Annotated in this window: 26 protein-coding genes; 9 read left to right on the top strand and 17 right to left on the bottom strand. The window is 58.4% G+C overall.

The genetic code is table 11. From position 1 onward, the window contains the following. Positions 1 to 3 precede the first annotated feature (3 nt). Together fliE and HUO12_RS00215 are read right to left on the bottom strand one after the other, a co-directional pair. A complete protein-coding gene (gene fliE, locus HUO12_RS00220; protein ID WP_176271693.1) occupies positions 4 to 363 on the bottom strand; it encodes a flagellar hook-basal body complex protein FliE in 360 nt (119 codons plus the stop codon). Beyond that, a complete protein-coding gene (locus HUO12_RS00215; RefSeq protein WP_332310349.1) occupies positions 360 to 1,580 on the bottom strand; it encodes a sigma-54 interaction domain-containing protein in 1,221 nt (406 codons plus the stop codon). Before HUO12_RS00215 ends, fliE begins: the two co-directional genes overlap by 4 nt. A gap of 294 nt (positions 1,581 to 1,874) precedes the next feature. Between HUO12_RS00215 and HUO12_RS00210 the strand changes: the two genes are divergently transcribed. Beyond that, positions 1,875 to 2,693, top strand: coding sequence for a flagellin N-terminal helical domain-containing protein (locus HUO12_RS00210; RefSeq protein WP_176271691.1), 819 nt, complete (start codon positions 1,875 to 1,877; stop codon positions 2,691 to 2,693). Between the two features lie 474 nt (positions 2,694 to 3,167). Here HUO12_RS00210 and HUO12_RS00205 read toward each other — a convergent pair whose 3' ends face one another. From HUO12_RS00205 to flgB, 13 genes are all read right to left on the bottom strand, one after another. Next, positions 3,168 to 4,046, bottom strand: coding sequence for a flagellar motor protein MotB (locus tag HUO12_RS00205; protein WP_176271690.1), 879 nt, complete (start codon positions 4,044 to 4,046; stop codon positions 3,168 to 3,170). A 1-nt stretch (position 4,047) separates the two neighbouring features. Then, positions 4,048 to 4,911 carry a flagellar motor stator protein MotA gene (gene motA, locus HUO12_RS00200; protein ID WP_176271689.1) on the bottom strand — a complete coding sequence of 288 codons (864 nt, stop codon included), beginning with the start codon at positions 4,909 to 4,911 and terminating at the stop codon, positions 4,048 to 4,050. A 54-nt stretch (positions 4,912 to 4,965) separates the two neighbouring features. Further along, entirely contained in the window at positions 4,966 to 5,883 is a 918-nt protein-coding gene (locus HUO12_RS00195; protein WP_176271688.1) for a flagellin N-terminal helical domain-containing protein, read from the bottom strand. Further along, positions 5,883 to 7,226: a flagellar hook-associated protein FlgK gene (gene flgK, locus HUO12_RS00190; RefSeq protein WP_176271687.1), complete on the bottom strand. Its 1,344-nt coding sequence runs from the start codon at positions 7,224 to 7,226 to the stop codon at positions 5,883 to 5,885. The genes HUO12_RS00195 and flgK overlap by 1 nt, the downstream gene beginning before the upstream one ends. Positions 7,227 to 7,229: 3 nt before the next feature. After that, positions 7,230 to 7,550: a rod-binding protein gene (locus HUO12_RS00185; protein WP_176271686.1), complete on the bottom strand. Its 321-nt coding sequence runs from the start codon at positions 7,548 to 7,550 to the stop codon at positions 7,230 to 7,232. Further along, positions 7,547 to 8,644: a flagellar basal body P-ring protein FlgI gene (locus tag HUO12_RS00180; RefSeq protein ID WP_176271685.1), complete on the bottom strand. Its 1,098-nt coding sequence runs from the start codon at positions 8,642 to 8,644 to the stop codon at positions 7,547 to 7,549. Before HUO12_RS00180 ends, HUO12_RS00185 begins: the two co-directional genes overlap by 4 nt. 12 nt (positions 8,645 to 8,656) lie before the next feature. Then, positions 8,657 to 9,232 carry a flagellar basal body L-ring protein FlgH gene (locus HUO12_RS00175; protein WP_232367260.1) on the bottom strand — a complete coding sequence of 192 codons (576 nt, stop codon included), beginning with the start codon at positions 9,230 to 9,232 and terminating at the stop codon, positions 8,657 to 8,659. Positions 9,233 to 9,345: 113 nt separating this feature from the next. Continuing rightward, the gene (flgG, locus tag HUO12_RS00170) at positions 9,346 to 10,134 is read right to left on the bottom strand and encodes a flagellar basal-body rod protein FlgG (protein ID WP_176271683.1); all 789 of its coding nucleotides are present in this window, start codon (positions 10,132 to 10,134) and stop codon (positions 9,346 to 9,348) included. A 26-nt stretch (positions 10,135 to 10,160) separates the two neighbouring features. Next, complete coding sequence (locus HUO12_RS00165; protein WP_176271682.1) at positions 10,161 to 10,907, bottom strand: flagellar basal body rod protein FlgF; 747 nt, start codon at positions 10,905 to 10,907, stop codon at positions 10,161 to 10,163. 5 nt (positions 10,908 to 10,912) lie between these two features. Then, positions 10,913 to 11,728, bottom strand: a complete 816-nt coding sequence (locus HUO12_RS00160) for a flagellar hook-basal body complex protein (protein ID WP_176271681.1) — start codon at positions 11,726 to 11,728, stop codon at positions 10,913 to 10,915. Positions 11,729 to 11,752: 24 nt separating this feature from the next. Continuing rightward, the gene (locus tag HUO12_RS00155) at positions 11,753 to 12,136 is read right to left on the bottom strand and encodes a flagellar hook assembly protein FlgD (protein WP_176271680.1); all 384 of its coding nucleotides are present in this window, start codon (positions 12,134 to 12,136) and stop codon (positions 11,753 to 11,755) included. A gap of 3 nt (positions 12,137 to 12,139) precedes the next feature. Then, positions 12,140 to 12,553 carry a flagellar basal body rod protein FlgC gene (gene flgC, locus HUO12_RS00150; RefSeq protein ID WP_408609434.1) on the bottom strand — a complete coding sequence of 138 codons (414 nt, stop codon included), beginning with the start codon at positions 12,551 to 12,553 and terminating at the stop codon, positions 12,140 to 12,142. Further along, complete coding sequence (flgB, locus tag HUO12_RS00145) at positions 12,550 to 12,897, bottom strand: flagellar basal body rod protein FlgB (protein ID WP_176271679.1); 348 nt, start codon at positions 12,895 to 12,897, stop codon at positions 12,550 to 12,552. Before flgB ends, flgC begins: the two co-directional genes overlap by 4 nt. A 258-nt stretch (positions 12,898 to 13,155) precedes the next feature. Between flgB and HUO12_RS14455 the strand changes: the two genes are divergently transcribed. Beyond that, complete coding sequence (locus HUO12_RS14455; protein ID WP_176271678.1) at positions 13,156 to 13,833, top strand: MotA/TolQ/ExbB proton channel family protein; 678 nt, start codon at positions 13,156 to 13,158, stop codon at positions 13,831 to 13,833. Beyond that, positions 13,830 to 14,300 (top strand): hypothetical protein, encoded by a 471-nt coding sequence (locus HUO12_RS00135; RefSeq protein ID WP_176271677.1) that lies wholly within the window; start codon positions 13,830 to 13,832, stop codon positions 14,298 to 14,300. The genes HUO12_RS14455 and HUO12_RS00135 overlap by 4 nt, the downstream gene beginning before the upstream one ends. Positions 14,301 to 14,309: 9 nt before the next feature. On the opposite strand, the gene HUO12_RS00130 is transcribed toward HUO12_RS00135, so the two are convergent. Continuing rightward, positions 14,310 to 15,203 (bottom strand): GGDEF domain-containing protein, encoded by an 894-nt coding sequence (locus HUO12_RS00130; protein ID WP_176271676.1) that lies wholly within the window; start codon positions 15,201 to 15,203, stop codon positions 14,310 to 14,312. A gap of 544 nt (positions 15,204 to 15,747) precedes the next feature. On the opposite strand from HUO12_RS00130, the gene HUO12_RS00125 reads away from it, so the two are divergent. The 6 genes from HUO12_RS00125 to HUO12_RS00100 all read left to right on the top strand — a co-directional run bounded on the left by HUO12_RS00125 (position 15,748) and on the right by HUO12_RS00100 (position 20,771). Further along, positions 15,748 to 16,173 carry a flagella basal body P-ring formation protein FlgA gene (locus HUO12_RS00125; protein WP_176271675.1) on the top strand — a complete coding sequence of 142 codons (426 nt, stop codon included), beginning with the start codon at positions 15,748 to 15,750 and terminating at the stop codon, positions 16,171 to 16,173. A 109-nt stretch (positions 16,174 to 16,282) separates the two neighbouring features. Further along, positions 16,283 to 16,585: a flagellar biosynthesis anti-sigma factor FlgM gene (locus HUO12_RS00120; protein WP_176271674.1), complete on the top strand. Its 303-nt coding sequence runs from the start codon at positions 16,283 to 16,285 to the stop codon at positions 16,583 to 16,585. Continuing rightward, positions 16,582 to 16,929 (top strand): flagellar protein FlgN, encoded by a 348-nt coding sequence (locus HUO12_RS00115; protein ID WP_176271673.1) that lies wholly within the window; start codon positions 16,582 to 16,584, stop codon positions 16,927 to 16,929. The genes HUO12_RS00120 and HUO12_RS00115 overlap by 4 nt, the downstream gene beginning before the upstream one ends. A gap of 64 nt (positions 16,930 to 16,993) precedes the next feature. Then, positions 16,994 to 17,935 (top strand): lytic transglycosylase domain-containing protein, encoded by a 942-nt coding sequence (locus HUO12_RS00110; RefSeq protein ID WP_176271672.1) that lies wholly within the window; start codon positions 16,994 to 16,996, stop codon positions 17,933 to 17,935. Continuing rightward, positions 17,932 to 20,040, top strand: a complete 2,109-nt coding sequence (locus tag HUO12_RS00105; RefSeq protein ID WP_176271671.1) for a flagellar biosynthesis protein FlhA — start codon at positions 17,932 to 17,934, stop codon at positions 20,038 to 20,040. Before HUO12_RS00110 ends, HUO12_RS00105 begins: the two co-directional genes overlap by 4 nt. After that, positions 20,037 to 20,771 carry a sigma-70 family RNA polymerase sigma factor gene (locus tag HUO12_RS00100; protein WP_176271670.1) on the top strand — a complete coding sequence of 245 codons (735 nt, stop codon included), beginning with the start codon at positions 20,037 to 20,039 and terminating at the stop codon, positions 20,769 to 20,771. The genes HUO12_RS00105 and HUO12_RS00100 overlap by 4 nt, the downstream gene beginning before the upstream one ends. Here HUO12_RS00100 and HUO12_RS00095 read toward each other — a convergent pair. After that, on the bottom strand, positions 20,755 to 22,209 hold the full coding sequence (locus HUO12_RS00095; RefSeq protein ID WP_176271669.1) for an SLC5 family protein: 1,455 nt from the start codon (positions 22,207 to 22,209) through the stop codon (positions 20,755 to 20,757). The genes HUO12_RS00100 and HUO12_RS00095 overlap by 17 nt on opposite strands. Positions 22,210 to 22,386: the final 177 nt, after the last annotated feature.

Below are 22,386 nucleotides of genomic sequence, written 5' to 3'. Positions count from 1 at the left end.
CTATCACACTCCCATCCGCATGATGTCTTGATAGGCAGTCAACAGCTTGTTGCGGACCTGCAGTGTCGCTTCAAACGCCACGCTCGATTCCTGCCGAGCGAGCATGACCTGCGCCACATCGGTGACCTCGCCGCGCTCATAGGCTGCTGCCATGTCGGACGCGCGCTTTTGCGTCGCGTTCACTTCCTGCACCGCATCGTTAAGCGTCTTTGCGAAGTCGACGCCTTGCGACGTGTCTGTCGCAGCGGGTGTTTGCTGAGGCTGAGCATTGCGCAGCGATTGCAGCGCGTCGCTGCGTTCAGCGATCTGCTGACGCAGGGCAAGGACTTGCTGCAAGCCTGTTTGTGAACCGATGGTGCTCACCGCCCTGCTCCTGCAACTGCGAGGCCAGCCTCACGCATGTTCGCGAGGCGATAGCGCAGGGTCCGCTCCGAAATGCCAAGCTGCTCGGCAGTCTTGCCGCGATGGCCATTGCACCGCTCAAGCGTGTCGAGGATCGCTTGCGCTTCGGATTCAAATGCGATGTCAGAGAGAGACCGATCAGATGAACGCGCTTCCGCAAGCGCACGATCACCTGCTGGATGCGAAACGACTTCACCGGTCTGAATGGCAATATCATTCGCGGCAATCGAGCGAACCGGCCGATCAAACTGGATGTGCTCGGCTGTGATGGCCGGTTCCGAACCAGCGAGGACAATCGCCCGCCGGATTACATTTTCCAGCTCGCGGACATTGCCTGGCCAGTCATGCGCGCCGAGCACGTCAATCGCGTCTTCGTCGATCCAGCCAGGCATGTTTGGACGCGCCGCGTGGCGCAGCAACATGCCGAACGCGAGCGGCGCAATATCCGCACGACGCTCGCGCAATGCGGGCATGTGCAACGGAAAGACATTCAGTCTGTAATAGAGATCTTCACGAAAGCGACATTGTGCGACTTCGCCAGCCAGTTCGCGGTTCGTGCAAGCGACGATGCGCACATCTACTGCTACAGGCTTAGTCGCACCAAGAGGCACCACTTCGCCTTCCTGCAGTGCGCGAAGCAGTTTGGCCTGTAAAGTAAGGGGCATCTCGCCGATTTCATCTAGCAAGAGCGTTCCGCCATCGGCTGCACGAAAGAAGCCCTCGCCTGCCGCGCTCGCTCCTGTGAACGCGCCTTTGCAATGCCCAAACAGCAAAGCTTCCAGCATCGCTTCAGGCATAGCTGCGCAATTGACGGCAATGAAAGGCTCGTCTGCGCGCGCACTGGCATTGTGAAGGAACTGCGCGAGCACTTCCTTGCCGGTTCCGGTCGGGCCTTCGATCAGCACAGGAATGTCACTTGTCGCAATGCGTCCTGCGAGGGTCAGCAGAGCGAGCGTTTGATTATCGCCTGCAATCGGCATGCCTGGCTTGGTCGCAGCTGCGATACATGCGCTGCGCGCGCTTTCGGGTTCATTGAGCGGATAGGAGAGTTGGCGCGTCTTTTTCGTCAGCTGTTCGAGCCGAAGCTCTCCGCTGTCTGACAAAGCCAGAACATGACCTGCTTTCGAAACTGCGAATTCGCCGCCATCTGTATCCTCAATCCGCAGATCGGCAGGCACGCATGCCTCTACCAAAGTCGAAAACACCCGCTCAATCAAACGCTGATGCTTTTTTTCAACCGCTGGATCTGCCTGTATCGGAAGCATTTGCGTAAACCCCGTTTTTGCCCTCGTTTCGGGGCTTTTGGCGTGGGCACGTCCAAAGTGGCGCTAAATTAAGGCCACGTAGAACCACCTATGCTTGCCAACATCACGATCGGATTTTGGGGGTTAAAGATCGCAGCAGACGGACGCTCTTGTTTGCGACAGCCACGGCAACGACCGGGCTGTGGCTTGACAATAGGAGTTTTATAAATGTCTGTTATCAATACGAATATTTCCGCCCTCCGCGCTGCAAACGCATCGACCAGCGCATCACAGATGATGGGTCAGGCGATGGAGCGCCTGTCTACGGGTCAGCGCATCAACGGTGCGAAAGACGACGCCGCAGGTCTCGCCATTGCGACCACGATGACCTCTGACATTCGCGCTATGAACCAGGGTGTTCGTAACGCGAACGATGGTATCGCCCTTGCTCAGACAGCGGAAGGTGCGCTCGATGAAGTGACCAACATGCTGCAGCGCGTTCGCGAACTGGCTGTTCAGTCACGCAACGGCACCTACGACGCAACCGACCGCGGCTATATGAACGCTGAAGTCTCGCAGCTGCAGGAGCAGATCGCTGACGTGCTGGCTAACACGCAGTTCAACGGCGTCGGCGTATTCAGCACCACTGCCGGTACAGACGTAACCGTCGACATCGCAACCAGCGCAACCGAAACCGTTACGCTGACCAGCACTGCAATCGACGGTACGAACCTGTCGGCGGCTGCTCTCGACGTGACGACAGCTGCTTTGGCTGACACCACGATCACGAACGTCGACTCAGCGCTTGATGAAGTGAGCGGCACACGTGCATCGCTGGGTGCTGGCCAGAACCGTCTGGAATCAGCCATCGCTAACCTGACGACCAATGTCACCAACCTGACGGACGCACGTTCGCGGATCATGGACACTGACTATTCGGCAGAGACCACGCAGCTCGCCAAGGCACAGATCCTCAGCCAGGCATCAACTGCAATGCTCGCACAGGCGAACCAGAGCCAGCAAAACGTATTGTCGCTGCTCCGGTAAGTTTACCGAAGTCCTCCATCGGACCTTGCAAGGCCCGGCGCTCTATCCCCGAGCGTCGGGTCTTCTTGCTGTGTGACGCATAAGTGGGCGCGGGTGAGAAGGCTTGCAGGCCTTATGCGGCTCCAAGCTCGTGGTGATCCGCCGAGAGCAGTGAGAATGGGGCTGAGAGCACCCAAGAAGCATGCTCGCTGCCTCGTCGCCCTCCCCACCGTGTGCAGCATCGTATCGGCCAGCGCAGGGTATATCCGGCACGCTTTCCTACTCGCGCAGACCGCGTCATATTCTGCATGGTTCCTTGAAAATTTGGCTAGAGACTTTTGCAAAGATAGGAAAAGTGTCAACTTCGTTGGAAAGACCAAAAACGGCAGATTTCTGAAGGGTTGAGGCCGATTTAGCGAAGTTGACAGGTGTCAACTTTGTCAACTTTGTTGGAACCGCGTGGGGCGGTGCCAGACCGCTATATTTTGAGCGCGATCAAGCGCCTTCCAGCGCGCTCACATCGGAAGCTGACAGCAGCAGGATCGACACGCGGCGGTTGCGCGGATCAGCCGGATCGTCCGGAATCAGCGGTTCGCGTGCTGCAACGCCTTCAATCCGGACAAAGCGGATTTCCGTCAGTCCGCCGCGCATCAATGCCTGGCGCACTGCCTCTGCACGACCGGTAGAAAGCGACCAGTTGTTCGCTTGCACACCAGGGCGCCATTTGAGCGAGTCGGTGTGTCCGCGCACAATGACCTTTTGCGGCTTATCTCCAATTGTGTCGGAGATGACGCCGATCAGCTCGCGCGCTTCCGGCATCAACACGGTGGTGCCTAGCGCGAACATTGAAAACTCAGCATCGTCGACAAGGTCGATACGTACACCGACTGGGGTGCGCACGACTTGAACCTGTTTGGCGAGCCGGCGTAGGCGCGTTTTCTCGCGCAGTTTCTCTTCGATCTGCTCTTTGAGCTTGTCTGCTTTGAGTTCACGGACGGCTGCGCCGCCTTCCAATTCTCCGCCAGAGGAGTCGAGCGGAATAGTGATCGCCTGATTTCCCGTTTGCCCTTGGCGATTGGGATAATTGTCGACGTCCGTGATCGAGCTACCACCGAGCATACCGTCAGATCCGGCACTCTGTTCCTTTAGTTTGACGAGCGTAGGCGTGAAATAGTCAGCAAGGCCCTTGCGCTGATCTTCCGTGGTTGCACCGAGCAACCAGAGCAGCAGGAAAAACGCCATCATGGCCGTCACAAAGTCGGCATAGGCAACTTTCCAAGCGCCGCCATGATGACCGCCCTGTTCGATCGTGATCTTCTTGACGATGATCGGCGCTGGCGGAGTGGCAACCTCGCTTTTCTCAGGTGCAGCCACTTTACTTGCCCCGCAGCGTATCAAGCAGTTCTGTCAGCTTCGGACGATGCGCGGGGGGCAGGCCCGAGCGAGCAGCCTCCACCACCATGGGCTGCGGATAGCCATGCAGCGATGCGACAATGACCTGCTTGATCGAATAGAAGATCTGTTTGTCATGCGCATTCACCTGATTGAGGCGCCCTGCCATTGGCCCGACCAGGCCATATGCAAGCAAAACGCCCATGAACGTTCCGACCAAGGCTGCACCAATCATCTTACCGAGAACCTCAGGTGGCTCATTGATTGAGCCCATGGTCTTGATCACCCCGAGAACCGCCGCAACAATTCCCAAGGCCGGCAGGCTGTCAGCGAGCGTCTGAATAGAATGCGCAGGCTCCTCCATTTCGTGGAGCTGAGTCTTGATCGCATTATCGATCACATCCTCGACCGCATGCGTATCGAGCGTGCCGCTGGAGACCACCAGAAGGGTCAAGGAGTCGCAGATGAGATTGCGCACGGCATCGTCGGCGAGCAAACGCGGATACTCAGCAAAAATCGGCGAGTTTTCCGGCTCCATGACATGGCTTTCCAGCGCCACCGCGCCTTCAGAACGCATCATTTTCAGGAGCTTCGAGGACAGCGCAATCGCATCGATATGGTCCTGATCGGTATATCGCGGCCCTTTGAAGACCTTCGCAAATCCGCCCAGCAACAGCATCAATTCATGCTTGGTATTCCCGATCAACAAAGCGCCCAAAGCCGCTCCGCCGATGATCATCATTTCGATAGGGAGAGCTGCCAGAATAGGCATTATATTGCCCCCGGCGATGATGAAGCCGCCAAACACCATGAACAGCAAAACAACGATCCCAATGGCGGCAAACATGGTTAATTCCCTTACTCAAAAAGAGACGCAGCACGGTGGCTGCGTCAGAAGAATTCAAATGGCGTCGAACAGGCTTAGCGAAGTGACGCGGGCGAAGCTCGCCTGGCTGGCTTCGAGGACTGTGAGAGTTTGTTGAAGCTGGGTGATCGCAACGCTGAGATCGGTGCCGCCGATCTCCCCGCCTTCCTGCGCGCGGGCTTCACTGCGGACGGTCTGTGTTTGCTGGACACTGTCGATCCATGCCAGTCGCGCGCCATAGATGGCTTGCGCGCGGCCGAGCGAGTCAATTGCCCCATCGAGGCCTTCGACCGCATCACGCGACGCCGCCGCGGGGTCAGCCACGCCGCCGCGCAGAGCAGCGGTCAGATCGGCCAGAAAGGCGAACACATCAGTCGTAGTGCCGCCATTATCAAACTGGAGGATGTTTGGCCCAGTAATGCCGCGTTCAATGGTCACGCCTTCGCCAATATCGATAACGCCGCTATCAGCTGCGCCAACATATGTGACATTGCCAACTCCATCCATAGAATAGGCCGCGCCATCGATGTCGCCTCCAAAAAGAGAGCGTCCGGTGTTGGTAAAGCCATTGGCATTGGCGAAGATGGTTTCGCGCAATTGGTCGATTTCCGTCGCGATTAGCTCACGTTCGCTTGCACTGGTGGTGTCATTGCCTGCCCAGATTGCCAGTTCGCGCGCGCGGATCACCAGATCTGCAATGCTTTCAACGCCGTCTGCCGCTGTACTTAGCTCATCGCTCGCACGCGAGGCATTGCGCGCATCAATGTCAGCCAGCCGATCCATGCGTGAAAGCGTGCGCAGTCGCGCAGATGCAACCGGATCATCCGATGCCCTCTCAAGCCTTTGGCCTGTAGCAATCTGGTTCTGCAAGCTTTCAGCCGCACCGCGCAATTGCCCAAGCTGGCCCAGCGAGCGCTGATAGAAAGCAGACGTCGAGTTCGTGATATTGACCATCAGCTTCTGATCCCAAGGATGGAGTTGAAGATGTCATTCGCTGTCTGGATAACCCGGCTGGAGGCCTGAAAAGCTTGCTGGAAACGCACCAGATTGACCGCTTCCTGCTCCAGATCGACGCCAGTTTCCGCGACCAGGGCAGTTTGAGCAGTCTCTGCAATAATCGCTGTCGCATCGCGGGTGACTTCACGGCTGCGCACGGCATTGGCCAAGTCGAACAGCAGGCTGTCCGCTTCGCTTGCTGGGCCGGTGTTCGATGCCAGTGTTGAGCGGAGCGCTTCCAGATTGCTCGTATCGCGGCTTTGCGCAGGCGATCCCACAGCAGCGGTGGCTATCCCTGCGCCGCTAGTCAGCGCGACGGTAATGTCCCCTGCTGTGCTGCCCGAGAAGAATGGCTGGCCGGCTGTGCCATCAGGAGCTGCGCCGTTCGTCTGCGCGGTATTGACCTGTGTAACAGTAAGCGCCGCAAGATCATCCAAACGTTGGCCATAATCGCGCTGCGTAAAGAGCGCTTGAGCTTGCCCTGCCAATTGTCCGCTAGCCAAAGTGACAGCCGCGCCCCCGACAGTGAAATCCACTGTGCCATCGGCATTTGCGCTCAGCGCGAGTGGCGACGAGTTTGTGCCGGATACGAGCAAGGGCCCGCTCGCATCGCCCTGCCTGACAGCCACAGTCCCATTGATGTCATATTCAACCGCAATGCCAAGCTGATCGGACATTTGGCTAAGCGCACTATCACGCTGATCGAGCAATGCAGCAAAGCTCGAGGTACCTGGCTCAGTACGTACGATCTCAGCGTTAATCCGCGCAAGCTCGCCAGCATAAAGATTGACCTGTTCAACACCGGAATTCGCTTCGAAGCGGATCTGCTCGCCAGACTGCGCCAGCGTGCGATCCGCAATATTCAGTGTCTCAGCAAGTGCACGTCCGCTTTCCAGAACAGCGGAGCGCAGCGCGCCGTTAAGCGGATCGGATTGCAGCTCTGCCAGCGATGCTTCGAAGTCGACAATCGCAGGGAAAATTCCAGTTTGATCGATTGCAGTCTCAACCGCGAGCAGACCTGAGAGTTCAGCATCGGCACGCGCAAGATCGCTCCCGGTGCGTCTTGCCTGGTTTTGCAGGAATACTGCATCGCTGCGCTGGATCTCATCAATACGTACACCCCCGAGCGAGCTTGATGAAAAGCCGCCAATACTGCCTGTTGCAAGCAGCTCGGTCTGCGTAACCCGGCGGCGCGCGTAATCGGGATTGTCCGCATTGGCGATGTTCTGAGCGGTGACTTCCAGCGCGCTTCGCGCGGCAATGGTCCCTGCTCTGCCAATGATGATGAGATCGGATGACATGGCTTATACTTCCTCGCGACCTGAAGAAGCCGGAGCCTGACGCAAATGCGCGCTCAATTGCGCTTCGATGCTGGCAGCAATGCCGAGTGTTCCGCTCTTTGACGCGATGTCTGCGAAATGGTCATCGAGCATGGTCTGGAATTGCTCCAGGCCCGACCCTGTAAAGGGCGTTTGCTCGGCCATGCTGCTAGCGCGTGCGCTCGCGAGTAATTGCCGCAGCATGATCGCTTCAAAGCCTTGTGCAGCTTCGCGCAGCCCCATTTGCTCGCTGGTGAGCGAGGATCGTGGAGTAATGCTCTCAAGGGGGCTTGCAGGCGTGATCATAGAATTACCATTTCCGCTTGCAGAGCTCCGGCTTGCTTGAGCGATTCGAGGATCACGACCAAATCCGCCGCGCCTACATCAAGCATGTTGAGTGCATCGACGATCTCAGACAGCGATGCTGCCCCAGGCATTAAGGCGACCCGGCTTTCGTCCTGCTCAACGGTAATCTGCGTATCTTCCTCAATGGCAGTTTCACCATTTGCAAAGGGTAATGGCTGGACGACCAGCGGATCTTCCTCGATGCGGATCGTCAGATTGCCGTGGCTGATCGCGGCCGGCATGAGCCGAACTGACTGATTGATCACCACAGTCCCGGTGCGGCTGTTAACGATGACGCGCGCAGGTTGCGGGGCTGGCGTGACGCTCAGCATCTCGATCTCAGCGAGCATCGCAGAGCGGCGGTCATTGCCGAGCGGCAAGGCCATTTCGACACTTACACCATCAAGCACGCGCGCTGTGCCGGGATACAGATCATTCACTGCATCGCGCACCCGGGAAGCGGTCAGGAAGTCAGCCTGATGCAAGTTGAAACGCAGCAAGCCTTGCTGGTCGAAACCAGTCGCTACGGCCCGTTCCACGGTTGCTCCGTCTGCGATCCGTCCGACAGTTGCGACATTGACCGTGAGACGCGAGCCATCGCGTCCGGAAACGCCAAGCCCACCCACAGCGATATTGCCTTGCGCCATCGCATAAATCTGTCCGTCCGCGCCGTATAGCGGCGTCAGGACCAAGGCTCCGCCGCGCAAGCTTGTCGCTTGGCCCATTGTCGACACGGTTATGTCGATCCGCTGGCCAGGCTTGGCAAAAGCGGGAAGCTCCGCTGTAATGATCACCGCCGCAGCATTCTTGAGTGCAGGCGAAACGCCGGGCGGCAATTGCAACCCGAGCCTGCCGGAAACACCGCGCATGGCCTCCGTTGCATATTGCAGATTGTTATCGCCGGTCCCTTGCAGGCCTACAACCACGCCGTATCCGGTGAGCTGGTTCGCGCGCAGTCCTTCAAAAGTTCCTAGATCGCGTACGCGCTCTGCCGCAGCATGCGCTGGCATCAAAAGCGCTACGATTACGAGAGCTAAAGAAAGAAGGTTTTTCATGATTTTAGCCCCTCACCACGGCGAAATTGCACTGAAGAAGCGGGACAGCCAACCGGGCCTGCTTGCACGCTGGATCGAGCCGCTGCCGGAATAGATGATTTGCGCATCGGCCACTTGGCTCGACAACAAACGGTTATCGCCATCAATGTCAGCGAGGCGCACAGTTCCAGCGAACTGGATCCATTCTTCTCCCTGACTTAAAGACATCTGTTTTTCTCCGACTACACGGGCGGTTCCATTGGAGCGCACTTCAGCGATAGTCACAGCGACTGCACCGTTAAGCGAACTGCTTTGCGCAGCTTGCCCCTGCCCTCTGAACGACGCTTCGGACGCAGCTTTAAGGGCATTGGGGTTGAGGAAGGAGAGCGGTCCGGCGGTCGGCGGGGTGATCGATGCAGAGCCATCGCGCTGCGTTCTGGCCGTCGTACGCTTGGTGGTGTCGACGCTTTCAACCAGCACGATCGTCAGCATGTCACCGACACGGCGTGCGCGGGTTCCTTCGATCAATCCGGCATAGCCATAAGCAGGCTGGAAGATCGCGCCATTGGTGGAAGCGGCAGGCGGTTGGACACCTGTTTCGACAGGCATCGGTGGCGGCGAAAAGCCCGGACGAGGGCCTGAAGATCCCCCGAGACCACAGGCAGATAAAGCGAGACCAAGCGAGATAACCCCTAGATGGCGGTGCAATGTCATGAGATGTCTCACAAAGTCTGATTGGCGTTGCGGAGCATCTCGTCGACCGCGCTGATCATGCGCGAATTAATCTCGTAAGCACGCTGCGCTTCGATCATTCCGACAAGTTCTTCAACGACATTGACGTTGGAGGCTTCCAGCATCCCTTGCCTGATCCGGCCGCGCCCATCCAGGCCCGCCACACCCACTTCCGCAGGACCGCTTGCCGCTGTCTCCAAAAGAAAGTTTTCGCCATTGGCCTGCAAGCCCGCCGGATTGACGAAGCTTGCAATTGTCAGCTCGCCCAATGCTGCTGGCGCGGCATCACCGGGTACAATCGCGCTGACAGTCCCGTCGGGTGCAATGGTGATGGATTGCGATCCAGCCGGGACCTGAATTCCGGGCTGCACCGGATAGCCTTGTGCCGTGACCAGCGCGCCATCTGCACTCAAAGTGAAATTGCCGGCACGCGTATAGCCCAGCTGTCCGCCGGGAAGCTCTACCTGAAAGAACCCGTCGCCATCGAGCGCCAAGTCCAAGCCATTGCCGGTCGTGTTAAGCGTGCCTTGCTCGTTGATCCGCGTTGTCCCTTGGACAGCAACGCCAGTGCCGAGATTGAGACCAATTGCGAATGTCGTCTCAGCCGTCGACTGTTGCCCTGCAACACGCGTATCCTGATAGGCGAGCGTTTCAAATTCAGGCCGATCGCGTTTGAAGCCCGTCGTGCCTATGTTCGCGAGATTGTTCGCGATCACACGCATGCGCACATCTTGCGCTTCAAGCCCAGTGCGGGCGACTTGCAAAGCTGAAGTAGGCATTACGAAGTTCCTTTCAGAAAGAGGAGTTAGCTGCCGCCAAGCGCCATCAAGCGCGCGCCAGCCGCATCGAGCTCACCGGCAGTTGCGATCATTTTGGAGCGTTGTTCGAAAGCACGCTGCGCTTCGATCATTTCAACCAAAGTTGCGGCGGTATTGATGTTGGAGCCTTCAAGCGCGCCGGTTGTAATCCGCGCAGTGGGATCTTCCGGCAGGACGCCGCCTCCCGGCACTTTCAGAAAGCCGTCGATCCCTTTGACCAGCGGGCTTCCGTCAGGATCAGCGAGCTTGATGCGTCCGACCAGCTCAGGCTGGGCACCGGGCGCGCCAAGATCGGTCGCAAACACCGATCCATCATCGCCAAAGCTGATCCGCGAGCCTGCTGGCACGGTAAGCGGTCCGCCTTCGCTCATGACCGGCAGCCCATCGCCATTTTCGACGAGCCCGTTTGGTGTCACGCGAAGATCGCCACGCCTTGTATAGACTTCGCCGCCATCTGCCACTTGCAGAGCGATCAACGCTTCGCCTTGCACAGCGATGTCGAGCGCACGGCCAGTATCGTTGATACTGCCGAGCGCCATATTCGCACCGCGGACTGCGCCTTGCGCCATTGCTCGCGCCTCGAGCGATGGCCCTTTGAGCGTTGCAGGCGTGACCGCAAACTCCTCTCCCCGAAAGCCAGGGGTCGAAGCATTGGCAAGGTTGTTCGCGACCGCGCGCTGGCGGTTCATAGCCGCATCCATGCCGGTGAGCGCAGTGTAGATGAGCCGGTCCATGGCGCTTACGACCTCAAGTTAATGACAGTCTGGGAGATCTGCGTTGCCGTATCGATCGCTCGCGCATTGGCCTGGAAGTTCCGCTGCGCTGTGATCAGCGCAACCAGCTCTTCAGCCAAGTCCACATTTGATCGCTCCAATGCGCCGGAGAACAGCTCACCGGAGTTGCCAATGCCGGGCAGATTGTAGACCGGCGGGCCGGACAGACCTGTTTGCTCCCAGCGCGTTTGGCTGAGCTGGCGGAGGCCATCAGGCGCGACAAAGGTGCTGAGAGCAATGCGCCCGACGGCATCGGTCGATCCATCGGAATAGGACGCGAACACCAAGCCATTGTCTTCGATCACAACGTTGGAGAGGTCCGCGCCTGCTCCGTTTGTGATCGGGACTACCGTATCGACAGTCGCTGCCGTGCTCGTCACGTTGCCTGCGGCGTCGGTCGGGAAGACTTGCAGCCTCTGCCCTGTTGCATCTGTCAGGTTCCCGGCACCATCCAGACGGAAATTCCCGTTCCGGGTGAATGTCAGCGCGCCGCTTTCCGGATTGACGGTCGCGAAGAAACCATCGCCATCAATTGCAACGTCAAGATTGCGTCCGGTCTGCTCCAGCGCACCCAGAGAGAAGTTCTGCGTGGTCGACGAAACTGCGGTCCCGATACCGGCGGTAATGCGAGGGTCAGAAGCAGAGCCGCTTGCGACGATATCGGCAAATTGCAGCGAGCTTTTCTTGAAGCCCACGGTTTCAGAGTTAGCGATATTCTGCGCAATCGTGCCGAGATCGGCTTCCGCAGCACGCAGTCCGCTCAGGGAAATAAAGAATGACATTTGGTTTGGCTCCTCGCTGTAAAATCAGATGGTTGTGACGGGGTCTGAAGACTCAGCCGCAACTCCGCTGTTGATCTGAGTGATGGCATTGGCGGCAGCCATGCTTGCTTGCTGCGCGGCCATCTGGACCTGGATCAACGCATCCAGTTTCTTTGAAATCTCGGACAGTTTATCGTTTGTCGTGTCGCTGCCAGCGAGAGCAGAAAACTCCGCCATCTGAGCCAGCATGTCCTTGTTATCCATTGGCTCGAACGGGTCTTGTTGCTGCAGCTGGACAGTCAGCAGGCGCAGGAAATCGGCTTGCCCCAGATCGGAAAATCCATTGCGCAGCGGCGTCGCCCCTGGCGCATTAAGCGCGTCGATGGAGCGTGACGCATTGGCATTTGAAACGGTGGTCGTATCAGTCATGATTTATCGGCTCCTCAAGGTTTCGAGCATCAATTGCTTGGCGGTCTGGAGCGCGCCGATGACGTTCTGATACTGTCGCGCGCTTTCCATCAGCTCGACCATTTCAGAGGCTTCATCGACCGGCGCTTCCCACACATCACCGTTGGCATCTGCGAGCGGATGATTGGGATCGTGGCGCTTGGTTGGCTGGACTTCAGAACGGATGACTTCGCCAACCCGTACGCCGGACAATCCTGTGGCGCGGTCGAGCTCGCTTTCAAACACAGTGCGCAAAGGCCGGTAAGCTTCTTCAGCGCTGGCAGAGACCGAACCGGCATTGGCGAGGTTCGACGCTGCGACATTCATCCGCACCATTTGCGCAGACATGCTGCGCTGCGCGACATCGAAGATATTCATGCGATTATCGCTCATCGTCATTCACCCTTCAGCGCGCGCGTGACGGTGTTGACCTTGCCTTGCACGAAAGCGAGCGTCGCGCTGTAAGCGACGGCATTTTCCGCAAAGGCGACTTGTTCATTGGCAAGCTCGACTGTGTTGCCATCAAGCGATGGCATGACAGGCACACGGAATTTGGTGTTGCTGAGAACGGCAGCTGATTGATCCGCGCCGCTTTCGCGCGCTTTGAGAGCCGCTGCGAAATCCAGATCGCGTGCTTTGTAGCCGGGCGTTGCGGCGTTCGCGATATTGGATGTCAGCATCCCCATGCGCTGCGAGCGCAGTTCCAGCGCTTTGCCGTGAATGCCGAAGATGGCTTCGCTCATTTGCATCAATCCTTCCTGTCGCGCTGCTTCGCGCGAGCTCAGGATTGAAATAGCAAGGGGCGTGCCAATTTGTGTGTTCGGAGGCTTCATCCGCAAAATTACGGGTCCGGAACTGCCCTTGCGGCAAGCACTTGCCGGACACTGGCAAAGAATCGCCGGATTGCCTGCTTCAAAAGCGCATTCCGGGCTTAATGGGGCGCGATTTCAGCCGTCCTTCAAGGTGCAACTCAAAAGGCCGCCGGATAGGATGCAAATACCGTGACACTTCAGCACCTGTTTGATCCTGTGGCGCTTTGCATTGTGCTTGGTGGAACGATACTCGCTGGCTTCGCGCGTAGTGGTCTCAGCGATTACCATGTCACCGCAACGCATCTTGTCGCATTGCTGCGCCCGCGCTTCGATGCGACCAAGGCGCGCGCGCATCTTGCCCCGCGCGTCGCTCGCATGCAGCGCGATGGTGTGATCCGCTCCGATGCGCCGGATTTGGCTGACCTTGAGCTCAAAGATGCGACCAAAGCGCTGATCCGGCACCGTTCCACCGACGCCATGATGGCCGAGCATGAACGCCATGTCGCTAGCCGCCAGAAAACGCGCGAGCGTGCGATGCGCACCCTCGATTCCGTGGCGGAGCTTGGCCCGGTGTTCGGCCTTGCGGGCACCCTGTTTGCCTTGAGCCAGCTACCGCGCGACTTTGACGCGCTCCCTGGCCTCACCACATCCGTATCAACGGCAGTAGTCTCCACCCTATACGGTCTGATGCTTGCGCACATCGTGTTCTATCCCCTCGCGAGAGCAATCGAACGACGCGGAGAGCGCGAAGAAGAAGCGCGCGAGATGCTTGTCCGATGGTTGGTAGCGCAGCTCAAGCAGGCGTGCCCTGTCACTCGACCTGTTGAGCGACCAGCGTCTGCCTCGGAACGGAAGCGCGCCGCATGATCCCGCGCGCCGCATCATCCTGGCAAGTCACGCTCGCTGACCTGTCGCTCATTCTCTTTCTGGTGACCCTGACAGGGCTCAGTTCCATGAAAGCGGCGGAAGTCACTCAAGACGGTAGCCCGGACGCCTCTGCTACGCAGCCGGAAGGCGAATCGTCCGAAAGCCTGTATTTGGCACAAAGCCAGTCGCTCTTTCGCGCAGAAGAAGGTGCGGAAGTAGGCGCAGAAGTGCTCGCTGCATGGCTGAGCGAGCAATCGCTTGATCCGCGCGCTACGCTTACGATTATTGTCCAATATCCTGCGGGAGATCAAAACTGGGCGGTCGCGACAGCAGGTGACTGGCTGGCGGCGACCCAAAGTTCGACCGTCAATACGCGGGTTCTCATGCAGTCAGGAGCAGCACGCGATGCCTATGCCAGCCTCGGGTTTGAGCGCAGCAACGATGTGGGCGAACAGCTCGCGAATTAGTCGTGATGCCTAGCCGAGCAGGACTCTGTTTCGCCCTTCGGCCTTGGCTTGGTAGAGTGCTGCATCCGCACGGCCGAGAGCTTCGCCGAATTCTTCGTCCGACTTGATCTGCGTGACCCCGGCAGAGAAAGTGACGCGCCCAATCGGCTTCTCAGAGTTGCGGCTCTTGAACTTGCGCGAAGAAAGTGCGCGGCGCGCGGCATCGACTTTGCACCAGGCTTCCTGATCCGAAAGGCCTGACAGCAACAAGGCAAATTCCTCACCGCCATGCCTAGCCACAAAGCAGTCCTGGCTGATCATCTCCTTCAGCGATGCCCCGATCGCCTTCAGAACACGATCGCCGGTTTCATGACCATGCGCATCATTGATCCGCTTGAAGTGATCTACATCGCAAAATGCGACGCTGATGGCTTGGTCCAACGCATCGGCTGCAACGGCCAATTCCTCGATCTTGCGCTGAAAAGCGCGACGATTTGGCAGTTGGGTAAGCGGATCGATGTCGGCCTCAAGCCGCGCAGTCGCAAGCCGCTTGCGAAGTTGTTCTGCTTCAGCCTGAGCTTGCTCCATCTTGCCTTCAATTGTTCGGATTTTCGCCAGCATCTTTCGAGAGAGCTGTATGAGCGGCCTCAGACCATCTTCATCGGGCTCGGCTTCAAGAGCTGTGACATGGTTTGATACTTCAGCGCGATACTCGGCCGTGGCATCGCCTGCAGACTTGCTGGTAGACGCAAAGTTCGAAAGCATCTGCTCCAGCTTTGTCATCAGCCGGTCCATCTCCGCTTTCTCGCTCGCCTCATCGTCGTCTGCTGCCAGCAAGCTGTCGATCCAGCCTTGCTCGATCGGAGCGCCAGACATTTCGCGCTGGGCCAGTTCGCCCGCCCAACGAACCTTCGAACCGCTCAAGGCCTGTTGAGCAAAGCGCAGATTCTCTGGGGTGACAGAGAGGTTGTTGGATACAAGCAAAGCCGTGATGCGCTTGAGAAGTTCCCACTGCGCCTCGCTTGCTATGGATCGGTTGTCCGATCTGGCGGACGGCTTTCCTTCCCCCAAAGCTCCTGCGAGCGCATCGTCTCTTTTGCGTTTCCAGACCAGACCCATGGAGCACTCACATCTCTGCGCGACAATTGGCGACGCCGCTTTTGCTTATTCATATTTTCGCGTCGGATGGCATGACCCTTGCCGCTCAAAACTTGGTGAGGTTGGACATCAGCAATTTCCCTGAGGCCGTCCAAGCAGAAGTTTGGATGCACAGTCGCGCAGCCAAAGCTGGCACGGAGTTTGCTTCGTACGGTGGCAATTGTTCCGCCAATGAAAGGTTAAAGCGATGCCAAAGCACAGAGAGCCAAGAATAAGGCCGAGCTCCCGCATCCGAGCGATTTTCGCTGGGATCGCATTCACAGGTGCAATCAGCGGATCGCTTGCATTCGCTCAGGAGCGTCAATTCACTTTGCCGGCCGAAATTGACAAAGCGGTCGCTGCCTTCACCGGTGTTCCAGCCGGTATGCCCGGCGGAGCGCGACAAAAAGCAGATAACCGGTTGAAACTCAACGCTTGCGGCAGCGAGCTGCTAACCAGTTGGCACGGAACACCTGGGCGGACTGTGCGCGTCGCCTGCGAAGGCGCAGGCGGATGGCAAATCTTCGTCGCGCTTACACCAGCATCACAAGCAGCGAGCGCTCAAGCGCAACCGATAGTCCGGCGCGGTGACCGCATAACCGTCCAAGTCGACGGACGCGGCTTCTCTGTCCAGCGTCCGGGAGAAGCGCGCGAGAATGGTGCTGTCGGAGACTGGATTCCCGTGCGGTTTGACCGTGGAGGAGAACTCGTGAGCGCGAAGATTGTGAGGCCCGGTCTCGCAGTGATCCCACAATAGACACAGCGCGTGCCTAAGTATTTGCTCAGAGCGAAAAATCAGCGCGCGGCCCTTAAAACCCAGCCAATGAAGCCGTTCTGCAGGCTGAGAATGTAAAAGGAGACAACCGATGTCCTTCCCGGAAGTGCAAAGGTTACAAGGTGTTAGCCCCGCTTCTGCGCTGCAGGCACGTGACCCTGCGGTGGCAGAGAAAAAACCTGCCAGCGATGCTTCGCGCGGTTCCGTTGCCGCGCCTTCTATTGGCGTCCAAGTCGACGTTGCCGAAGGCATCAAGGCCGGCGAGCCGCCGGTGCAAGAGGATCGGGTCGCTGAAGTGCGCGCCGCTCTGCGTGACGGTTCCTACCCGCTTGTTCCAGCGAAGATCGTCGATGCGATGATTGCCGCCCGAGTGAGTATGGGAATTGAATCATGAGCGCCTTGGCTCACCCAGTAAGCGATGAAAGCAAACCGGAACTGCCAGAACAGCTTCGGCAAATGATTGCCGTTCTGGAGCAGGAGCGGCAAGCGCTTGCCGCTATGGACCTGGACGCGCTGACGCTGACGATCCGCGATAAAGACGCACTGTGCGGCGAACTCGAAGGTGTTGGGCCTGATGGCATCGATGATGAATGCCGTTCGCTCGCTGAGACAGCGCGTCAACTCAACGACGTCAATCGCCGTGTACGCAACCTGCTCGCTGCAAATGTGGCTTCGCGCCTCGAAGCTTTGGGCGGCAAGCCTGTGAGCTACCGACCACCACAAGCGGCCATCGCCTGAAGATCGCATCCCATTTGGCATAGGGCTTGCTTTGACCTGACTGCAAACAGTCAGGGGACACAAAGTGAGCGACGGGCAGATACAAGGTGCCAAACCTGCGGCAGTGCCGTTGGCGAACGCTGCCGCCACGCCTCTGCGATCCAGTCCTCCCAGCGCAGAGGCGAACGCCGTCAGCACCAATCCGGTTCAACGCGCCATTGCAACTGCCGCGCGCGAAACGCGGACAGACTTCGATTTCTTGCTTGCACAAGCGAAGCTGGAATCGAGCCTCAATCCGAGCGCCAAGGCGGCCACTTCTACTGCGAGCGGCCTCTTCCAGTTCATCGAGAATACTTGGCTCGACACGCTCTACAAGCACGGTGACAAGTTGGGACTGGGTGCCGCAGCAAGCCAGCTGCGCATGGGACCAAATGGTGTTCAGGTCGCAAACCCAGCTATGCGAGCGGAAGTCCTTGCTTTGCGCAATGATCCGCAAGCTGCCTCGTTAATGGCAGGCGCGCTCGCACAGGATAACCGCGCGATGTTGAGCCAAGCGTTGGGGCGCGAGCCGCAAGCACCGGAGCTTTATCTTGCGCATTTCCTCGGTGCAGGCGGTGCGTCCCGGTTTCTTTCAGCGCTTGAGAGCAATCCTGCGCAGTCGGCAGCGTCACTCTTCGCTCAGCCTGCCTCTGCGAACCGGGCGATATTCTTCGCAAGCGGCGGTGCGCCGCGCAGTCTCGAGCAAGTCATGGCGTTGATCGACCGCAAGGTCACAAATGCGATGTCAGGCAATGGACAGATCAATATGTCCGATGTCCCGGGCATCGCTCAACCCACCTCAAGCCGCGCGCAGTTTGTGCAGAAGCCAGCACCAACGGCGCCAGTTCTGCCGACAAATGAGATACTCGCGTCCCGACCATTGTCCGCCAGCCTTCGCGAAAGCCTCAATGGGATTGAAGCTCTGTCACCTGCTGCCGGACAGCATGTGAAAGCGGCCTATGCCCGGCTCGAGGCCTTCGGACTATGATCGGGCGGTTGAGCCTTGCCCCGGTCGCTTTCGCGCTGCCGATAGGGATCCTCGCGCTGCTGGTGCTGATGGTCATGCCCATCCCCACGCTGCTGCTCGATCTGTTTTTCGTGCTCAATATTGCACTGTCCGTAGCGATCCTCATGGTCGCTCTGAACGCGCGCAAGCCACTGGATTTCTCGAGTTTTCCAACAGTCCTGCTGTTCGCAACACTGCTGCGCCTCGCGCTCAACGTCGCGTCGACCCGCATTGTGCTTATCAATGGCCATGAGGGCGGGTCGGCCGCAGGCGAAGTGATTGAAAGCTTCGGCGCGTTCCTCGTGGGCGGCAATTTCGCCGTCGGTCTGTTCGTCTTCACGATCCTGATGATCATCAATCTGATCGTCATCACCAAGGGCGCTGGCCGCGTCTCGGAAGTCTCAGCACGCTTCGTGCTCGATGCCTTGCCGGGCAAACAGATGGCGATTGATGCAGACATTGCGGCGGGTCTTGTCAGCTCGGAAGATGCGAAGAAGCGCCGCGAGGAAGTCTCTGTCGAAGCGGAATTCTATGGCTCGATGGATGGTGCATCCAAATTCGTCAAAGGCGATGCGATTGCTGCGCTGTTGATCCTCGGCGTCAACGTTATCGCAGGTTTCGCTTTGGGCATGATCAGCCATGACCTTTCCGCAGGCGAAGCGGCAGAGCGCTATATTACCCTCGCTGTCGGCGATGCTTTGGTGGCGCAGGTCCCTGCTCTGCTCTTGTCCATCGCCGCTGCTGCAATCGTCACGCGCGTCGCGGATACACGCGATCTGGTAGGGCAAATCTCCGGCCAGTTTTCCGATCCGCGCGGATGGCTACCGGTCGGCCTGGTGCTGGCGGCACTCGGTGCGGTCCCGGCAATGCCGCAAATGATCTTCCTGCCTGCTGCCGCCTTTGCATTCTGGCTGTGGTTCAGTCTTCGAAAGCGAGAAGCCATCGCCGCGACGGCTGTTGAAGAGCCTGAAGAGAAGCCTGCGCCTGAAACCATCACCATCGAAGATGTCAGCGAGCAGACACTTGTCACTGTCGAGCTCGGCTATGGTCTCGTCCATCTGGTGGATGAGGACAAAGGCTCGCCGCTCGTCGCGCGGATTACCGGCATTCGCAAGCAATTGAGCCGCGAGTTCGGTTTCGTCCTTCCACAATTCCGGATCAAGGACGTGATCGACATGCCCGCTAATGCTTACCGCGTGCAGCTGGGCGGCGTGACGCTCGCGCAATACGAAGTCCAGCCCAACCGTATGCTGGCGATCGATCTGGGCGAAGCGAACAAGCAGCATCGCTTGCTCGGCGAAAAAACGCGCGACCCGAGCTTTGGCTGCCCCTCGCTGTGGATCCATAAGGACGAGCGCGATCATGCAGTCGGCGAAGGTTTCCTGACAGTCGATGTCAGCACAGTCATCGCGACGCATATCAATCAATTACTGCTCGCGCGCGGCGAAGCTTTGCTTGGCCCTGAAGAGGTTCGCGACCTGCTCGATGCAGTCAAGGAACGCGCGCCTGGTCTTGTCGAAGCGGTTTACCCAGACCCGCTGTCGCTCGCTGGCCTGACACGCGTGTTCCGCGCTTTAATCGCAGACGGGATCAGTTTGGCTTACCCGCAGCCGATCCTCACCAGTCTGGCGCTCGCGCTTCAGCGGACGCAGGATTTCAACGAGCTGATCGATCAGGTTCGCATTGATCTTGGCGCGCAGATTGTCGGCCGAATCACGCCGCCCGATCAGTCGCTCAAAGTCGCAACCCTCGATGCGTCACTTGAAGGCGCGATCTTGGGCAGTCTCACCGATCCGGCAACCGGCCAGCCTATGATCGAGCCAAGCTGTGGCCAGATGATTGCCGAGCGGCTCAGCGCAGTGGCGGAGGAAGCTGGAGGCAGCATCGCGCTGATCGTCCAGCCGCCAGTGCGCCGCCCGCTTGCCAAGCTGCTGAAGACCCGCGTCCCACAATGTCTTGTGCTCTCCATCAGTGAATTGCCGGCAAGCCAGCCGGTAGAAGTTCTCGCGGTTATCGGGGAAAATGCGGAAGGCCCGGCTAACGCAGAACTACCTAGTCCTGCGGATAATCCACCGCTCGCAGCATGAGCCACCCCGCCCCCTCCTTCGCTGGCGCCAAGCCTTATGGCGCATCGCCCTATCACTCGAAAGATGTGGTCGAGGATCGCGTGCGCCGTTTCCTGCCCATGGTCAGGCGCGCGGCGTGGCACATCTATGGCGTCGGGCGCGACGGGCTGGATGTCGACGACTTGATGCAAGCCGGCGTTGTCGCTTTGACCGAGGCGGCCACCCGCCACGCAGGTCCCGGCGAGGATGGCTTTGCAGCTTACGCCAAGATGCGTGTGCGCGGCGCAATGTTCGATCAAATCCGCAAGCTGATGCCGGACAGCCGTACGACTGTGCAACGGCGCAAACGCTATGAAGGAGCCTGCGACGAGCTACGCGGCATGCATGGCCGCGAACCCACGCGCGCAGAGATTGCCGAACGGCTTGGTTGCGGCGATGCCGAGCTTGCGGAGCTTGAAACCGCTCGTACACAGCTCACCACCATCGATGACAGCTATGACGAGACCAATCCGGCCTTTGCTGACGAAACGCCAGATCCGTTTGAAATCCTCGCTGACATGGAGGATCGCGAACGCATTCTCCAAGCCATGCAGCAATTGCCCGAGAGGCTTCAATTGGTCCTGCAGCTCTTCTTTGTCGAAGAGATGAACCTCACGGAAATCAGCGAAGTGCTCGAAATCAGTGTCCCGCGCGTGCATCAACTGCGCGGACAGGCGCTGACCAAACTCAAAGCGCTTATAACTGAGGGCTAGGCTCCGCTCCGCTACCAAACGCAAGTTCTGCGTTCTGCCCAAAGACAAACCGGTTCACAAACAACGCCATGCCAATGCACAGGAACAGCGTCACAGCCATGCCGTGAATATAATGTGCGGGCTGCCAGATCATGCTCCAATAGCCGTAGAAGGCAACGCCAGAGACCACGCCGATCATCGCCGCCTTTGCGTCGACATTGCGGAAGCACAGCCCAACGATAAACGCGCTAAGGATCGGCATCGATAGCAAACCGTAGAGCTGCTGCACGGTATTGATGAGGCTTTCCTGGCTCGCAAAGAATGGCACCAGTGCAAGCGCCAGCACACTCATAACAATCGAGACGATAGCGCCGAGACGCCCCACCCGCTTCACGTCGCCAACATACGCCTCATGCATGTCACAGACATAAAGCGCCGCGCTTGCGTTAAGGATCGAGTTGAAAGTCGTCAGAACGGCAGCAGCGATAGCGGCGGCAAATGCACCTGACAGCCAAAGTGGCAATACCTCGCTGACGATCATGCCGTAGGCGCTGTCACCAACGTCACCGAACAGCTTGTAGCTCACAATGCCGGGCACAACGATAATCACCGGCACTATCAGCAAGCGGATGCCAGCGGCGACCATCACGCCTTTTTGTGCTTCCTTGATATCTGGTGCGGCCATCGCACGCTGCGTGATCGTCTGGTTTGTCGACCAGTAGAATGTCTGAATGAAGATCATCCCGGTGAGCAGTGTATGCCACGGGATCGGACTGTCATCGCCGCCGATCATGGTAAGCCGCTCAGCAGGAATGCCCGAAAGGTCGAAATCGATGGCTTGGAGCGAGAGATAGACGACCAACAAAGCCAGACCCAGGACCAATACGCCCGAATAGGTATCGGAGACCGCAACAGCTCGCAGACCGCCAAAAATAGCATAGGCCGCGCCAACTGTCGCGAAGATCACAGACGCGGTCATGATCGTTGCCAGATCAGTCTCCATGCCCACCAGCGAAAGTAGGAAGAGCGAGCCGCCATAAAGAATGGCAGGCAAGAAAATGAACAGATTGCCGAACAGGAAGAGCAAGCTGATTAGAGCACGAATATGCTTGTCGCCATACTTCTTCTGGAGAAGCTCGGTCGTGGTCGTGCAGTTGTTGCGATAGTAAACCGGCAGGAAGACGAAGGCGAGAATGATCAAACCGAGGACGGCAGCAAACTCCCACCAGGCCAGCAACGCCATCTGATTGCCGTTCATACCGACCAGCTGATCGGTCGACAGGTTTGTTAGCGTGATGGACCCTGCGACAAAGTACCAGGAGAGCCCGCCATTTGCGAGGAAGTAGTCCCGTTCATCCTGCGGCCCTGACCCGCGTTTGCCCCGGCAGTGCCAGTAAGTCGCAAGCGCGATAAGCGCGGTGATGATCAGGAACACCGAGACCTGAATGGTATCCGCCATTAGATATTCTCTCCCTCGCGGCGCTTCTTCGAGCGCCTACATGCCTTCTTGTTGTCTACCCGGCAGCACTCAAAGCACAAGCCTCATGCGCGTCGTTCTAGCACTCTCTCCCGACCCGAAGATAAAGCGAACGGACATCCTCCCCCAAGGATGCCCGTTCACCAAATGCTTCGCTCA

The sequence above is a fragment of the Altererythrobacter lutimaris genome (genome assembly GCF_013371495.1).
Taxonomy (GTDB): domain Bacteria; phylum Pseudomonadota; class Alphaproteobacteria; order Sphingomonadales; family Sphingomonadaceae; genus Erythrobacter; species Erythrobacter lutimaris_A.
This window is presented reverse-complemented; position numbering and strand designations above follow the sequence as displayed.

Excerpts from the sequence above, each read along its gene's own strand:
- flgK (WP_176271687.1), bottom strand. The coding sequence starts at position 7,226 with ATGTCATCCGATCTCATCATCATTGGCAGAGCAGGGACCATTGCCGCG.
- HUO12_RS00135 (WP_176271677.1), top strand. The coding sequence starts at position 13,830 with ATGATCCCGCGCGCCGCATCATCCTGGCAAGTCACGCTCGCTGACCTG.
- HUO12_RS00165 (WP_176271682.1), bottom strand. The coding sequence starts at position 10,907 with ATGGACCGGCTCATCTACACTGCGCTCACCGGCATGGATGCGGCTATG.
- HUO12_RS00155 (WP_176271680.1), bottom strand. The coding sequence starts at position 12,136 with ATGACTGATACGACCACCGTTTCAAATGCCAATGCGTCACGCTCCATC.
- flgB (WP_176271679.1), bottom strand. The coding sequence starts at position 12,897 with ATGAGCGAAGCCATCTTCGGCATTCACGGCAAAGCGCTGGAACTGCGC.
- HUO12_RS00115 (WP_176271673.1), top strand. The coding sequence starts at position 16,582 with ATGAGCGCCTTGGCTCACCCAGTAAGCGATGAAAGCAAACCGGAACTG.
- motA (WP_176271689.1), bottom strand. The coding sequence starts at position 4,911 with ATGTTTGCCGCCATTGGGATCGTTGTTTTGCTGTTCATGGTGTTTGGC.
- HUO12_RS00120 (WP_176271674.1), top strand. The coding sequence starts at position 16,283 with ATGTCCTTCCCGGAAGTGCAAAGGTTACAAGGTGTTAGCCCCGCTTCT.
- HUO12_RS00095 (WP_176271669.1), bottom strand. The coding sequence starts at position 22,209 with ATGGCGGATACCATTCAGGTCTCGGTGTTCCTGATCATCACCGCGCTT.
- HUO12_RS00195 (WP_176271688.1), bottom strand. The coding sequence starts at position 5,883 with ATGGTCAATATCACGAACTCGACGTCTGCTTTCTATCAGCGCTCGCTG.
- HUO12_RS00105 (WP_176271671.1), top strand. The coding sequence starts at position 17,932 with ATGATCGGGCGGTTGAGCCTTGCCCCGGTCGCTTTCGCGCTGCCGATA.
- HUO12_RS00180 (WP_176271685.1), bottom strand. The coding sequence starts at position 8,644 with ATGAAAAACCTTCTTTCTTTAGCTCTCGTAATCGTAGCGCTTTTGATG.
- HUO12_RS00160 (WP_176271681.1), bottom strand. The coding sequence starts at position 11,728 with ATGTCATTCTTTATTTCCCTGAGCGGACTGCGTGCTGCGGAAGCCGAT.
- HUO12_RS00185 (WP_176271686.1), bottom strand. The coding sequence starts at position 7,550 with ATGATCACGCCTGCAAGCCCCCTTGAGAGCATTACTCCACGATCCTCG.
- HUO12_RS00175 (WP_232367260.1), bottom strand. The coding sequence starts at position 9,232 with ATGCCTGTCGAAACAGGTGTCCAACCGCCTGCCGCTTCCACCAATGGC.
- HUO12_RS00100 (WP_176271670.1), top strand. The coding sequence starts at position 20,037 with ATGAGCCACCCCGCCCCCTCCTTCGCTGGCGCCAAGCCTTATGGCGCA.
- flgC (WP_408609434.1), bottom strand. The coding sequence starts at position 12,553 with ATGACGATGAGCGATAATCGCATGAATATCTTCGATGTCGCGCAGCGC.
- HUO12_RS00210 (WP_176271691.1), top strand. The coding sequence starts at position 1,875 with ATGTCTGTTATCAATACGAATATTTCCGCCCTCCGCGCTGCAAACGCA.
- flgG (WP_176271683.1), bottom strand. The coding sequence starts at position 10,134 with ATGCCTACTTCAGCTTTGCAAGTCGCCCGCACTGGGCTTGAAGCGCAA.